Genomic DNA, 14,451 nt, shown 5'->3' with positions numbered 1-14,451 from the left:
CCCCGAGGAGAATTTATAATTTTAATCATTTCCCTCTTCGTAAATATATAAATGCTTTTTGGCATTGGACTTTACGACCCTAAGCTTTTTCAGATCAGACTCTTTAACTTTCGTCAAAAATTTATCCGGAATAATAATTTCGAATGGGTGATCCGTCTTTAATTTTCCACTTAATTCATCAAAAGAAACACTCTTTATTTTTCCATGACTGTAAAACTGGCTCGAATAACTTTTTTTACCGAAATAGTAAAGGTTTACATCTGAATTCTGCACTTGCCCTTTGAGTAAAAATTTATCGGTATTGCTGTATTGCTCTAAATTATTGTTTACAAGCCCAATTAGAAGAGTAACAATAACTAAAAATGGCACAATTAAGCTTGTAATAACCATCATTCTTTGACGCTTAATACTATCACTATCCCAAAAATGAACAACCAGCAAGGCAACAGGCACCATTACAGGAAGTATATAAGTATGAATAAGACTTTTTGAGAATGTGAAAAAGAAAGGAGTCCACAATAGCCAAAACAACAAAAAAACCAGCCATTTATCCTTACTTAAATTTGCCCTGAATTTCCAAAGTTTAAAAAATACTAGTTGTATCCACGGAAGGCTAAAAATGAACAGAAAGACCCAAATAATTCCGAAAGGTTGTGTCTTTGGAAAACCATATTTGTCGCCTTTCCAGCTGGAATCAAAAAATCGTTTAAAATGTTCTCCTACGATAAAATAATCAAGAAATCCTTTGGTTCTTAACTCTGCCAAATAATACCATGGAACTGCTATTGCTAAGGCAATAAGAGCGCCTAATATCCAGGGAAATTTCTTTATTCCACTGCGATACTCATTAAACAGTAGCACCCAAAGAATAATTGGGGGCATGGTAAGTATCAGGACAATTGGACCTTTGGCTAAAAAACCAAAACCCATTGCCACAAAAAAGAGGTAACGCCAATATGATGGTTTTTCCTGGTTCATGGTAATCCAAAAGGAAAGCATCATAATAGTTACACAAAAAGCCAGAGAAACATCAGTGGAAACTACTCCTGCATGTAATAAAAATTCAGGAATCGTTAAAAGAATAAAACCGGGTAAGAAAAATGGTAATTTCTTTTGTTTTGCAAATTGACCTACTAAAATTACGATTACGATACTCAATATCAGGGATGGCAGCCTTACGGCAAACTCGTTAATACCAAAAATTTTCATACTAATCGCGGAAAGCCATGTAGACAATGGTGGTTTAGCCCAAAAAGGAACCCCATAATCAATTTGAGGAGTTACCCAATTATTTGAGTCCACCATTATTCTTGCAATTTCAGCATATCTGGCTTCTGTTTTATCCATTAGCGGAATAATCCAGTTCGAGACAGCTCTTAAAACGATTAAGCCAAGAACACCAAAGGCATAAAAATTTGAATTCTTAATAATGCTAATTTTTCTTCCCATTATATTTTCTGTAAATGAAAAACAAATCAAACCACATCCGAAAAAAATAAGTAATCTTCACCTTTGACTCAGCTCCCGCTATCCATGATTTCAAAGGAATCTCCTTTGAAATGTTTTGGATTTTTACTCTATCGTATAGATGGATTATTCGATAAAATATTTCCACATCAAATAACCATTTGGAAATGAATTTCTCTCTGAATACTTCCTTTGCCAGGCTTTGCTTAAAGACCTTACAACCACATTGCGTATCGTAGACTGTAATTCTCAGCATCTCAGAAATTATGGTAGCAATTATTCGTCCGGTCAGGTGCCGAAACAACTTTCGCTCAATATTGGTATCTATTTTTAAAATTCTTGACCCAAATGAAAATAGGATATTTTCATTTATTTCATTGCTGATGAACAGACATTCCTCCAGAGAGGTTGAAAGATCAGCATCAAGATATGCGATGCTATCAAAATCCAAATCATTTCTAAAACAAAACAAAACACCTTCCCTAACAGCCTCAGCCTTACCTTGGTTTTGATTTAATGAGACAATAAACACTTTGTCCTTGTTTGAGTTTTGAATTTCCTTAAGAACTTGAATTGTATTGTCCGTAGAACCGTCATCAGAAAATACAATCTTTGTATGATTGTCTTTTTTTAAAAAACTGATAAATTCATTTGTAGGAATCCTTTGTGATTCATTGAAGCAAGGAACTACTATTATTAGGGTATTCTTTTTTATTTCTTCCATAAGAACCCGTCAAGGCATTTATTTGGTTAGTTCAATAATATTAAATCTGATTCCTCAATCTCTTTAAAATGTATAAGCAAGCGCAACACCGCCTCCTTTGTGATACATCGTCGGAGCAAACACCAGGTTACTTTTCTTTCCCCAGCGGTGTTGATGTGTGAGGTATACAAACTCCACCGAGAGAATTCCGATACCAGCCCCGGCCAGTACGTCCGAAATCCAGTGCTTATTGTTCATCATGCGCAGGACGCCAACGCCGGCAGCAGTAACATAACCTCCCACACTAATCCACGGGGAAATATGACCGTATTCTTTGGCCAGGAAAGTGGCCGAGAGGAATGCCTGGGCAGTATGACCAGACGGAAAGGATGTGAATACTCCTCCATAAGGACGCTCTACTTTAGAGGTTCGTTTGATTCCCTGAACCACCAACGTCATCAACAATTCAGACTTGGCGAGAATTAAACTCTGGTTAAGCAAATCGTTGCGGCCTTTTAAACCAGCGGCACTAAGGCCCAGCGTTATCACTGCCGGCGCATATTGCAGATAATTGTCAGCCGTTGTATGAAAATTAGGATTCCATCCATGCATGGTATCATGAATGGTGTATTTACTTAATGCGGTATGACTTGGAACAGCCATGGTAATCAATCCTGCCGCTATTAACCCGGTAGGAAGAATGGCTTTTCGAACAAAGACAGGACACGTTTTATTTCCGGGCTCTTGCTGAAGACTGTCTTTTTGCATCTTCTGCTGCCAGTAACCATAAACATCGGTTTGCGTTGTCAACAAAGAGTTGGTATTACCGGATACACCAACATTTTCAGTGATGATTTTGCTACCCTCCCCCTTCTGCATGTGAAATTCCGTGGCTGCACGGGCATTTCCCATCATCATCGTCAGAAAAACAAACAACAAAAATCGATTAGCCATCTTCATATAATTCATTTTAATCCGATTACCGGAACTGTCAATTGACAGATTACAAAGTCGCGACAAATTTTCCAGTTGGCTAAAGAACGTTAAAAAAATCCGACCAAAAAATTAGGAAACGGTTAAAAATTATTAATACTCTCTCCACCACTCCTAAGACCAACACATACATACAACACAATTAAGCACAACGTATTACACACCGAAAATTAGGATAATCGGCTCTTATACCCAAAAATGATAAGCATTCATGGTGTAAGTTTTGTATCAACCGTAAACAACAAATATTGATTACAATTTACGAGAGAAGAAACAACAGGATTGTCTAATATAAAAAATTGACGTCATGAAAACTAAAGCAATTATTATGATGATGAGTATCATGCTCGGACTTGGAGTCATGACACAAAGCTATGCACAGGATACGCATACTAACGTTGAAAAGAACCTGTCGCGGAAAGCAAGAAGAGAACTACGGAAAAAAGAACGAATTGCCGCTGACCAGTATATGTTTCAGAGTGCAAAAGCTGCATTGAAAGATGGCAATTGGGTATTGGAATCCAATCGGTTAATTACCAAATGGGGAAACACCATACCTGTTGATAGTAACACAAATTTTGTCGAACTACAAAATGGTACAGCCTATATGCAATTAGCCTTTGCCGGACACAATGGTCCAAACGGAATGGGAGGAATTACGCTGAAAGGCAAGCCTACTCAAATCAAAATGAGCACGGATAAAAATGGGGACGTATACTACCAAATGTCCGTAATTGGCAATGCACTAACTGCTGATATCATCGTCAGGCTAGGAAATGGAGATAATTACGCGAGCGCCCAGGTAAATGCAATTACCAGTGGTGCCCAACTCGAATTTGCCGGACAACTGGTACCAGCGAGCGATTCGACAGTTTACAGAAGTGGAATGGATTTCTAATTATTAAAAATCAGCATTAATGAAAGCGAGGCAGAAACCCCGCTTTTGTTTTGTCAGAAAAGTGTATTAGCATCCTTTCAATAACTGGAATAGACAACAAACATCAAAATTTACGAACTCGAACTTCTTAACATAAAGGATGGGCTACAAAACCCGGCATCCCTTCCGGCAGCAATCTGTAAAAAATCCTAACCCTACCAACCCTATGGTTAAAAAATATTAATCCTCATTTCGGGTACTCACTTATCTAAAAGTGGTGAACCTCCTTAAAACACAACAAATTCAGAAAATAAATAATTGCCCCATATTACTCATCTAATTAGGAGAGAGTAAATCATGGTCTGAGTTTTGTTCTAAAAGAAATGTAGTTTATTAAACACGACAAGCGCAAGAAAAACGAAAGAATTGTATAACATAAAAAATTTAACGTCATGAAAACAAAATTAGTCATAATGCTGATGGGAGTCCTGCTGGGACTTGGTACCGCCACGCAGGTATATGCGCAAAACTCAGACTCAATGATGACACGTCAGGAGAAAAAAGCGATAAGGAAAAAGCAACGCGAAGCAGCTAACATGTCTCAATTCGAACAGGCCAAACAAGCGCTCGAAAACGGCGACTGGGTGTTGGAAGCCAATCGCCTCTACACCAAATGGGGGCAGCTGATCAATGTGAGTGATCAAACCAATTTCGTTTCGTTGGAAAATAATACTGCTTATATGCAATTGGCTTTTAACGGTTATACAGGCCCAAACGGAATCGGAGGTATTACACTCAAAGGAAAACCCACTCAAATCAAAATGACAGAAGACAAAGATGGTAATATCACTTACAAGATGTCTGTCATCGGCAACGCTTTAACAGCCGATATCACGGTGAAGTTGAGCAAAGGAAATAATTTTGCCGACGCAGAAGTCAATGCGGCAACAACCAGTGCCCGGCTCCGTTTTGCCGGCCAGTTAGTTCCACTCGACCAGTCAACCACTTACCGAAGTGGGATGGACTTCTAATACAAAACAGATATCAATACAGCAAAAAACGGGGCCCGAAAGCCCCGTTTTTTAATATGGTCAAAGCGAGGGAACCGAGGCTCCCCCGGCAATATAAACTACTAGTATCAGAGATACTAAATGAAAGGTCAGGTTAGGTTTATTTCTCCCACCACAACTTTGTGGCTTGTACGTCAGGTCCCTGATCGGTAATTGCTTTTTGCAGGTTGTCGTTGTTGGTACTGTATGGGCTGGAACCATAGCGCATACGCTGTGGGTAAAGTCCGTCTAAGTCACCCATAGCATAGATGTCTCCGTCTTTTCCCTGAACGCCCTGAGCAAGAGAGGCTGGATATCCCAATTTACGGACAACCGCCCACGCTTCGAAACCTTCGGTATAGTTAGCCAACCAACGCTGTTCGGCTACTTTTTCCATATCGTTGGAACCGTCCAGGTTGGCCATTGGTGAGGTAGCAAGAAAATTATCAATATCAGTCTGATCAACGCCCCAAACCAGCATTGCCTGCCTCAAACCTTCGCGATAAAGCGTATTGGCATCGCCGGAACCATATCCATCCAAAGCCGCCTGTGCCTGCATGAAATACGATTCAGCGGTGGTCATGACGATCTCCGGAGCAATCGGCTCTCCCTCGTTTTTCGCCTGGATAATGTATTGAGCAGGGCTACTAAACAGCTCATACCGGGCATAATTCATCATAAATCTATTCATACGGACCGGTTGACCAATGTAGTATTTATTCTTATCCAATGAAAGAACGGTTTCACCATCTCCATTGGTCCATTCTGTATAGGTTGCACCAGCGTCATCTAACGCAGCCAGGATAAAATCCTTACGCTTCTGATACATGGCATCATCGTCTGAATCCGGATGTGGAATAGTAAGGGTATCACCACCAGCAGCCGGCTGAGCATATTTAGACAAGCGCGGGTCACCATTTTTCTGCAACAGGTCGATCAACGGCTGACTAACGGTCCATTTGGAACCCAGGCCACCAAAATTATACCACACATCACCGTAACAGGAACTGTTCCACTGACTGATGATGTTATCTTTCGGCAACAACGCGTTATCAGGCTCATCAGACAACAACGGAGCAGAGAGCGCCTCGTTGATAGCCTGATCGACAAACGAAGCACCGGAAGCACCGCGGGCACGCAAAGCAACCTTCAACTTCAGGGTATTTGCTAACTTTTTCCATTTTTGCAAGTCTCCGTTATAGAAAAGATCATTGCTCGTCAATTCCAATTCCCCATCACCTGTTTTGGTTGCATCACCAATCAAAGACATCGCCTTGTCCAGGTCATTAATAATCCCATGGTATATTTCGGCCTGCATATCAAACTTCGGCTGAAGAATATCCAGGTTACCACTCTCAGAATAAGGTACTTCACCAAAGGTATCGGTAAATTTCTGAAAAAACATGCTCTTCATGATCAGAGCAGTAGCATAATAGAGGGAATTCTCCTGTACGCCCCCGGGCTGTGTCAGTTCGAGATATGAGTCAATAGTACTGTTATACCCTTCATAATAATCCCAGGCGGCATCTGTATAACCTGGATCATAGGTATAACCCAATCCATCGGACCACCAGGAACCGGCAAATCCGAAACAGAACATTCCGGCATACCGATCGGCGTTAATCAGCTGGGCTCTCCAATAGGGATATCGATCGGGAGCAAAAAGATTCACTTGCGCACGTGTAACGAAATACTTAGCAGTAACCTGATCTCCCTGCACTGCATTAGGGTCTTTGTTGATATCCACAAAATCGGATGTACAGTAAGTTAACCCCAATACAGCTACAATTGCTAGTAGGAATTTATTTAATTTCATAATATTCAGTCATTAACGATTAAAACTTCACATTCAGGTTGAAACCGAGACTCCGGGCCGTAGGCAAAGGATAGTATACTACCCCCTGGGAAAAAGAAGAAGCACTATAGGCTGATTCCGGATCAAAATTGTCCACTTTCTTATAGATAAAGAAGAGGTTCCGACCCACAACGCCAAAGGATGCACTTTTCACTACGGTACCGCTCAACCAACTACCAGGGAGGTTCCATACCAGTGAAAGTTCACGCAAACGCACATTGGTTTGATCGTAAACATATTCTGAAGCAATACCGCTAACAGCCCCCCAGTATTGTTGGGCCGTAATTTGTTTTGTGTTGGCTTCGCCACTTTCAAGCACACCGTCAACAACGACTCCGCCTTCGCGGTATTGTAAAGAACGCTTGCTCGTTCCGGCACCGTCCATTCCGGCATCCGTTCCCGAATACACTTTTCCACCAAAACGTGCATCTACTAAAGCACTCAAGCGGAAATTCTTATAGGTTAAGGTATTGCTCATACCTCCCGTCCAGTCGGGCTGATAATTTCCCAAATACACCTTGTCACTACTGGATTTTGGCAGTCCGTCCGCATTCACAATGACCTGACCATTATCGTTCTTTGCCCAGGTAGTACCGTATATATCACCAAATCCGCCGCCAACAGTTCCCTGCACAATGACATTTCCACTATTAACAGTAGAGAATACATAGTTATCGGTACCTGCAATCAGCGATTTCAATTTATTTTTATTCGTCGCAAAGTTGACCGAAATATCCCAGGTCACGTTTGATGTGCGTACCGGTGTCGCTCCCAGCATCGCTTCAAAACCTTTGTTTTCGATTTCGCCGACATTCTCCAATAACGTGCTATATCCGGTAGAAGCAGAAATCGGTACTTTCATAATCAAATTCTTCGATTTGATATTATAGTACGACATATCAAGATGTAAGCGATTATCGAAGAACCGGAATTCCCCCCCCACTTCCGTGGACGTAATCTGTTCCGGTTTTAGATTTGGATTATATTTAGTAGTACTTCTCGAGACGGTTGTCTGTCCTAAATACGAGTCGTTCACCCCTGCCAGTGAGTAAGTATCGTATAACTGATACGGATCAGTATCGTTACCTACCTGTGCCCAACTGGCACGCAATTTTGAATAAGTCATCGCTGAATTATCCAACTTCAGCAGATCGTTGAAAAGGATGGAAGCACTAACCGACGGGTAGAAATACGACCAGTTCGATTCCGGAAGTGTCGATGACCAGTCGTTACGCGCCGAGCCATCCAGGTAGAACCAACGGTCATACGACAGACTAACCGTTCCGTACAACGAATTGATCTTCTTCTCCTGTAATGGAGTAAAACCGGGAAAAACATTTATTGAACTTAAAACTGGTGGAGCGTCCGGAATACGAAAATGGTCTCCATTTACGCTGTGACCACGATAGGTGTGGTGCATAGCGTTTCCACCAAATGAAGCGCTCAGGTTGACCTTGTCGGTCAAATCCTTGTTAGCCGTAAAAAGGAAATCAGCGTTGGTTTCCTGGGTCTGGCTTTCACGATAATTGAAACGTCCCGTTGAATAGTACCAGTGTCCGTACTGGTTAACCTGCTCGATATTCATTGTCGTCATATCGGTCCCCACACGAACATAGGCCGAAAGCCAATCTGTAAAGCTATACTGAATCTTGACAAATCCCTGGAAACGATCTTTCCAGTCTTTATTCTGATCGTGATAAACCATCCAGTATGGGTTCGAATTCAAGGATGTCGGACCGATTGAACTCAATGTTACCGGATCCTGGTAGTTTTTCAGATCGTTGATATCAACGTTTCTGGGAATATTAACCAAATAAGCCATGACACCTTCCGTACCCAGCGTCGGGCGGTTCTTACCATACTGCTTGAAATAAGTGGCTTTAGCATCTACGGTCAGCTTATCGGTTAGTTTGGAAAACGCTCTCAGGTTGAAGTTATTTCTCTCAATTTTTGAGTTGGGAATCATGGAATTAATCTGCGAATTGGTATAAGAAAACCGCATATTAATCTTATCATTCCCTCCATCCAGAGCAACCGTATTAATAGACGAAACTCCTGTCCTAAAGAAATCTTTCACATTATCCGGTTGCGGACTATACGGACGATTTTCGCCGGTATAATACAACTGACTGGAACCATCCATCATTGGCCCCCATGAACCTCCGGCCTCTTTCAAATCACCGACAGTTGAAGGAATCGCCCCCTGTGTCCCCTGGCCATATTGATTCTGATAGTCCGGAAGCAACATCGGGTTCTCAAAAGTAGTATTCGATGTAATGCTCACACCAATACCTTTCCGGGAAGATCCTTTCTTGGTGGTAATCATGATAACGCCGTTAGCAGCACGCGAACCATAAAGTGCGGCAGCATTCGGGCCTTTCAACACCGAAATCGAAGCAATATCATCCGGGTTGATGTCACCAATACCACTACCATAATCCAATTTGGAATATTCTCCCGTGTCCGCTTCGTTAGCCGAACCGAAACCTGAGTTATCCATCGGTACACCATCCACCACATAAAGCGGCTGGTTATTGCCGGTTAGCGAGTTGTTACCACGAATGATCACCCGGGAACTACTACCCGGTCCGAACGAGCCTTGCGTAATGGTTACACCGGCGACACGACCTGAAAGTGAGTTAATTGGGTTAGCATCCTTCACGGTAGACACTTCGTCACCTTTGACTTCGCTAACTGCATACCCCAACGATTTCTTTTCGCGGGTAACACCAAGCGCTGTGACAACCACTTCATCAACTGCCACATCCCTGGACTTCATTGTAACATTAATGGTCGAACGACCATTCACGGGAATCTCCTGGGTTTCCATACTAACAAATGAAAACACCAAAGTAGCATCTCCCGATTGTACAGTAACGGAGTAATTACCATCGGCATCCGTAACCGTACCGTTGTTTACTCCTTTCTCAACGACCGTTAACCCGGGTATGGGTTGACCGTCGGGCCAGGAAACAACTGTTCCTGTAACCGTGTGCTGGGCATATGCACCACTAATAGATGCTAGATACATTCCAAAAGCAAAAAAGAATTTCTTCATAAGACTTCTATAAATTCTATGATTAAAACAGAATTTGTACAATAATATTGCGATGTATCGCAGAAATGTAATGGTCCACCGAAGAACAGACAAAAATTGCCGAGTATTAACAACAGTGCATCTCCATCAAGACAAATTATAGATAAATGCTAATTAAGCAACAATCACCAGTGTATTCCGGCTAAACTGACAATCCCCCGTACAAATCTGTTTACTTGAGTTCATCCATGGCGTCACCAAAAACCTTTTGGAAAAGCATGGCAGCTATTCCGAGCAAACCCGAGTGCTCATCAATCTCCGAAATTTCGAGACGTACATTACTGCAGATATTTTCCAGGCAATACTGGTTTAAGGACTGTTGGATAGGTGTCATAATGTATTGGTTGGCTTGTGAAATAGGACCACTCAGGACTATCAATTCCGGGTTAAGCAATTGAATCAGAATGGAAAGTCCTTTCCCTAAAGCACTGCCTACTTGATTTAAGATAGAAATGGCGAATTCGTCACCACCGCGTGCGGCATTAATCACATCTTCTGTCTGCATCTCATCCGGATTATTCTTGAAAATCCGGGTTAATTGCGAAACCGTGCCATTTTTAACGCCACTTATCGCCAGGTTAAGTAGTTTATGAGCCGATGCCATGGTTTCGATACATCCCCGTTTGCCGCAAATACACAGTTCGCCTTCGTCCTCCAGCCTGATGTGACTGAATTCGCCGGCAAAACCACGGGAACCACTGTAAAGCTGGCCGTTTAATATCATCCCAACGCCAAGTCCCCAGCTCCAGTTCAGCACAACCGAATTCACGGTATTCTGCGCTTTACCGAAAACAAATTCACCAAAAGCCTGCATCCTTGCATCATTATCAATGTATACAGCCTTCTGAAATTTGGCACCGAAACGCTTTTTTACATTCCGTAAAGAGGGGTCCTTAATGGTGAAATTGATCCCTTCCTTTGAATCAATCAATCCCGGCATGTCAACGCCCACAGCAACGATCTTATCTTCCGGGATGCCAGTTTCACGAACCAACTCATTCGCTGCCTTGTGAAGCTTATCCACCAGTTTCGGATCATCAATATTGGTTTCAATAAACCGGATAGGGGTTACTTCCTCGTTGTGACAATTAAATATGGTTGTTTTTGCTTTATAGCGTCCCATATCGACCGCAATGATATAAAAAGCTTCGGCCACCAAACTGTAAAGAGCAGGTTTTCTTCCACCCCTTGACTCTCCAATACCGCTGGTTTCAACTGCTTTTAAGGCGATTAACTCATCAAGCAGCGTTTTAGTCGTGGGCAGGCTGATACGAACCTCCCTACTCAGATCGGACGCTGACAGCGAACGGTGTTCATACAATAAACTCAGTATCTGCATGCGCTGACGATAGCGCTTGATACCATTCACTGTCAATCTTCGGCTTTCCTCTTTACTTATCAGAATCATTTATCGCGTTTCCAATATTTGCAGGTACCAATTAAAGATAATTTTACAATTAAGTCAAGTTATTATTAAAGTTTTTTAAAAAGAATTAATAGTTCTGCATCTTTACACAGAAGTTCTTGTAAAAATAACAACACATAAAACAAGTCTTCTAGAATCGTGTATGTTTGAACATTTTGCATAGGTACAGCTTCTTATATTTCTCTTCATTTGAAAAATCAATCACGCGTTGACCATTCGGAAAAAAAGCGGAATTTTGGTATATTCCCATCAGATCACCGATGAAAGTCAACTGATTTTTTCTTCCATCCACATCGTTACTTCTTCTTCAAACTTCACTGGCAATTTTTTGTTATCTTGTATCAGGCAGCCTGACTGGAAATTTTCCCGACAACGGGAATTTTTTACCTTAGCAGGGTTATTTTTCAGGCCGCTTGGTCAAACGATTTTCTTAACCTGACGACAAATTCACCTTATGCAGGAAATGGTTTCCAAAAAAGTTATCCAGGCATCCCGCCGAAGATTTCATCAATTTCTCGAAAACGATGCCTCGGGAGGTATCCTACTCATTGTCTGTACAATTGCTGCTCTTCTCTGGGCCAACTCCGCCTTTCATGCATCATACGAACATTTGTGGCATACCGAAATTGCCCTTAAGGTGGGTGGTTTTGAAGTGGGAATGCACCTGTTGCACTGGGTAAACGACGGTTTGATGGCCATTTTCTTTTTTGTGGTTGGGTTGGAAATCAAACGGGAAGTCATTGCCGGTGAACTGTCGGGCATGCGGAAAGCTGCTCTTCCGGCGCTGGGAGCACTGGGAGGGATGGTTTTACCCGCCCTGCTATTTTCGGCGCTTACCATTGGGAAAGACGGCGCACAGGGTTGGGGAATCCCCATGGCTACCGATATAGCCTTTTCACTGGGAATTTTAAGTTTGCTGGGCAAGCGGGTTCCGCTTTCGCTGAAAATATTTCTGGTGGCACTGGCCATAGTCGACGACCTGGGTGCCATTATGGTTATTGCCATTTTCTATTCTTCAAATCTGCAGCTTGAATACCTGATGCAGGCGTTGGCGCTCATTTCGCTCCTGCTCATCATCAACTGGATGAAAGTTCGTAAACCCTGGGTTTATGTGGTAATTGGGACCATTGTCTGGTATTTCTTCCTGAAGTCGGGCATACACGCTACCATTGCAGGAGTACTGGTCGCCTTCACCGTTCCGTTGCGCCGGAACCTGATGACCAACGAATTCAACGATCATGTCGAAAAATTTAATCTTTGCGATGATTGCGCTACGTCCTATACCCTTCCCGACCAGGAAATACATAAACTCGATAACCTGAAACGACAAATCAAGTTGGTCCAGAGTCCGGCCCAACGCATCGAACACATGATGCACAAGATGGTGAATTACTTCATCATGCCGGCATTTGCCCTTGGGAATGCCGGCGTAGTGCTTGATGGCAGCAATATGGGCCCATACGGATATCTGAGCCTAAGCGTGGCCCTTGCCCTGTTTGTAGGAAAAGCACTGGGTATCACGCTCTTTTCATGGGGTGGAGTGAAGCTGGGGCTAGCTGAATTACCACAAAATATCAAATGGCCACACATGTTCGGAGTGGCTATCCTCGGCGGATTGGGATTTACTATGTCACTCTTCATTTCAAACCTGGCCTACTTCGACCTTTCTATGCTAAATGCTGCAAAATTGGGGGTTTTGGGAGGTTCACTGGTGGCTGGAGTTGTCGGATATTTGCTATTGTCCAAAATTCTTCCCCGACCGAAAAATGAGGAATTCAGCTACCCCGTGGAACCGTAACAATGAACAGTGAACAATGAGAATTGAACAATAAAGGCAAAAGAGTAGGCTCAGGTGCAGATTAAGAAAATCTGAAAAAGTAGTTCTAAAATCTTAAGTCTAATATCTAACGTCTATTATCTCTTTCTATGGATGTCAAAATAGAAGAAAGCTGGAAGAAAGTATTAAACGGAGAATTCGATCAACCCTATTTCGAGTCGTTGGTGAAGTTTGTCAAAGACGAATACGCCCGCCACAAGGTATATCCACCTGGGAAATGGATGTTCCATGCGTTCGATTGCTGCCCGTTCGATGACGTAAAAGTGGTGGTACTCGGGCAAGATCCCTATCACGGTCCCGGACAAGCGCATGGACTTTGTTTTTCCGTTCAGGATGGCATCGATTTTCCCCCTTCGCTTCAAAACATCTTTAAAGAATTGAACAACGATTTGAATATTCCCATGCCGAAAAGCGGTAATCTCGAACGCTGGGCACATCAGGGAGTATTTCTGCTTAACGCGACACTAACCGTTCGTGCCCGTCAGGCTGGTTCGCACCAGAACAACGGCTGGGAAACTTTCACCGATGCTGTCGTCCGCAAACTGGCCGAAGAAAAGGAACACCTGGTTTTCTTGCTGTGGGGAGCCTACGCCCAGCGCAAAGGCGAATTCATCGATACCAACAGGCATCTCGTATTAAAGGCGCCGCACCCATCACCTTTCTCTGCCAACCGGGGCTTTTTCGGTTGCCGGCATTTCAGCAAAACCAATGCCTACCTCGAACAACACGGAAAAACACCTATTGAATGGTAGAAGAAACGTTGAATTCTAAATGTTTCAATTTTAATTAACTGAATTTCGTACATCCCTTTTCCAGGAAAATAAACAAGGAACAACCCCCACCGCTTCTTCGTCCACTTCATCCGTAAGGGAAAAATGATGCTTAAATGAATCGAAAAGCAGCGGACCGATAAAAGAAAGCAGTTGATCTTCTTCCGGCGCCTTGATATTCATTCCGCGCAAAGCGTAACGAATGGAATTGAAAATCCCCACTTTCGGGTCGGTCAGTGTGCCACGGAGGTCGAAAAGGATATTCCGGTAGGCCATGAGTGTTTTCGCACAAAGTTAAAAAAGTCGATAAAAGCTTCCCATACGAATTCCAATTGAAACAAATTAATGGCATATTTCGAGCAATCGCCTTAACTTAC

General features: G+C 42.6%; 11 protein-coding genes. 4 read left to right on the top strand and 7 right to left on the bottom strand.

Going from position 1 to position 14,451, the window contains the following annotated elements; translation table 11 throughout:
- Positions 1 to 21: 21 nt before the first annotated feature.
- From GJU82_RS02220 to GJU82_RS02210, 3 genes are all read right to left on the bottom strand, one after another.
- Entirely contained in the window at positions 22 to 1,449 is a 1,428-nt protein-coding gene (locus tag GJU82_RS02220) for a glycosyltransferase family 39 protein (RefSeq protein WP_153630657.1), read from the bottom strand.
- Entirely contained in the window at positions 1,433 to 2,191 is a 759-nt protein-coding gene (locus GJU82_RS02215) for a glycosyltransferase (protein ID WP_153630656.1), read from the bottom strand. The genes GJU82_RS02220 and GJU82_RS02215 overlap by 17 nt, the downstream gene beginning before the upstream one ends.
- A gap of 63 nt (positions 2,192 to 2,254) precedes the next feature.
- Positions 2,255 to 3,124, bottom strand: coding sequence for a phosphatase PAP2 family protein (locus tag GJU82_RS02210; RefSeq protein ID WP_228488530.1), 870 nt, complete (start codon positions 3,122 to 3,124; stop codon positions 2,255 to 2,257).
- A gap of 346 nt (positions 3,125 to 3,470) precedes the next feature.
- Between GJU82_RS02210 and GJU82_RS02205 the strand changes: the two genes are divergently transcribed.
- Together GJU82_RS02205 and GJU82_RS02200 are read left to right on the top strand one after the other, a co-directional pair.
- Entirely contained in the window at positions 3,471 to 4,061 is a 591-nt protein-coding gene (locus GJU82_RS02205; RefSeq protein ID WP_153630655.1) for a DUF4251 domain-containing protein, read from the top strand.
- A 431-nt stretch (positions 4,062 to 4,492) separates the two neighbouring features.
- Positions 4,493 to 5,071, top strand: a complete 579-nt coding sequence (locus GJU82_RS02200) for a DUF4251 domain-containing protein (protein WP_153630654.1) — start codon at positions 4,493 to 4,495, stop codon at positions 5,069 to 5,071.
- Positions 5,072 to 5,210: 139 nt separating this feature from the next.
- Here the strand turns inward: GJU82_RS02200 and GJU82_RS02195 are convergent, their stop codons facing one another.
- The 3 genes from GJU82_RS02195 to GJU82_RS02185 all read right to left on the bottom strand — a co-directional run bounded on the left by GJU82_RS02195 (position 5,211) and on the right by GJU82_RS02185 (position 11,449).
- Positions 5,211 to 6,905: a SusD/RagB family nutrient-binding outer membrane lipoprotein gene (locus GJU82_RS02195; protein WP_153630653.1), complete on the bottom strand. Its 1,695-nt coding sequence runs from the start codon at positions 6,903 to 6,905 to the stop codon at positions 5,211 to 5,213.
- Positions 6,906 to 6,924: 19 nt separating this feature from the next.
- Entirely contained in the window at positions 6,925 to 10,002 is a 3,078-nt protein-coding gene (locus GJU82_RS02190) for a SusC/RagA family TonB-linked outer membrane protein (protein WP_153630652.1), read from the bottom strand.
- A gap of 211 nt (positions 10,003 to 10,213) precedes the next feature.
- Entirely contained in the window at positions 10,214 to 11,449 is a 1,236-nt protein-coding gene (locus GJU82_RS02185) for an ROK family transcriptional regulator (RefSeq protein WP_153630651.1), read from the bottom strand.
- Between the two features lie 472 nt (positions 11,450 to 11,921).
- Here GJU82_RS02185 and nhaA point away from each other — a divergent pair, with 472 nt between their 5' ends.
- Both nhaA and ung read left to right on the top strand, forming a co-directional pair.
- Positions 11,922 to 13,265 carry a Na+/H+ antiporter NhaA gene (gene nhaA / locus GJU82_RS02180; protein WP_153630650.1) on the top strand — a complete coding sequence of 448 codons (1,344 nt, stop codon included), beginning with the start codon at positions 11,922 to 11,924 and terminating at the stop codon, positions 13,263 to 13,265.
- Positions 13,266 to 13,393: 128 nt separating this feature from the next.
- Entirely contained in the window at positions 13,394 to 14,056 is a 663-nt protein-coding gene (ung, locus tag GJU82_RS02175) for a uracil-DNA glycosylase (protein WP_153630649.1), read from the top strand.
- A gap of 30 nt (positions 14,057 to 14,086) precedes the next feature.
- Here ung and GJU82_RS02170 read toward each other — a convergent pair whose 3' ends face one another.
- The gene (locus GJU82_RS02170) at positions 14,087 to 14,350 is read right to left on the bottom strand and encodes an HAD hydrolase-like protein (RefSeq protein WP_153630648.1); all 264 of its coding nucleotides are present in this window, start codon (positions 14,348 to 14,350) and stop codon (positions 14,087 to 14,089) included.
- Between the last annotated feature and the right edge of the window lie 101 nt (positions 14,351 to 14,451).

The organism is Prolixibacter sp. SD074 (genome assembly GCF_009617895.1).
GTDB lineage: Bacteria > Bacteroidota > Bacteroidia > Bacteroidales > Prolixibacteraceae > Prolixibacter.
This window is presented reverse-complemented; position numbering and strand designations above follow the sequence as displayed.

What these genes read in the sequence shown, in the direction of transcription:
- GJU82_RS02220 (WP_153630657.1), bottom strand. Translation starts at nt 1,449, where the DNA reads ATGGGAAGAAAAATTAGCATTATTAAGAATTCAAATTTTTATGCCTTT.
- GJU82_RS02215 (WP_153630656.1), bottom strand. Translation starts at nt 2,191, where the DNA reads ATGGAAGAAATAAAAAAGAATACCCTAATAATAGTAGTTCCTTGCTTC.
- GJU82_RS02210 (WP_228488530.1), bottom strand. Translation starts at nt 3,124, where the DNA reads ATGGCTAATCGATTTTTGTTGTTTGTTTTTCTGACGATGATGATGGGA.
- GJU82_RS02205 (WP_153630655.1), top strand. Translation starts at nt 3,471, where the DNA reads ATGAAAACTAAAGCAATTATTATGATGATGAGTATCATGCTCGGACTT.
- GJU82_RS02200 (WP_153630654.1), top strand. Translation starts at nt 4,493, where the DNA reads ATGAAAACAAAATTAGTCATAATGCTGATGGGAGTCCTGCTGGGACTT.
- GJU82_RS02195 (WP_153630653.1), bottom strand. Translation starts at nt 6,905, where the DNA reads ATGAAATTAAATAAATTCCTACTAGCAATTGTAGCTGTATTGGGGTTA.
- GJU82_RS02190 (WP_153630652.1), bottom strand. Translation starts at nt 10,002, where the DNA reads ATGAAGAAATTCTTTTTTGCTTTTGGAATGTATCTAGCATCTATTAGT.
- GJU82_RS02185 (WP_153630651.1), bottom strand. Translation starts at nt 11,449, where the DNA reads ATGATTCTGATAAGTAAAGAGGAAAGCCGAAGATTGACAGTGAATGGT.
- nhaA (WP_153630650.1), top strand. Translation starts at nt 11,922, where the DNA reads ATGCAGGAAATGGTTTCCAAAAAAGTTATCCAGGCATCCCGCCGAAGA.
- ung (WP_153630649.1), top strand. Translation starts at nt 13,394, where the DNA reads ATGGATGTCAAAATAGAAGAAAGCTGGAAGAAAGTATTAAACGGAGAA.
- GJU82_RS02170 (WP_153630648.1), bottom strand. Translation starts at nt 14,350, where the DNA reads ATGGCCTACCGGAATATCCTTTTCGACCTCCGTGGCACACTGACCGAC.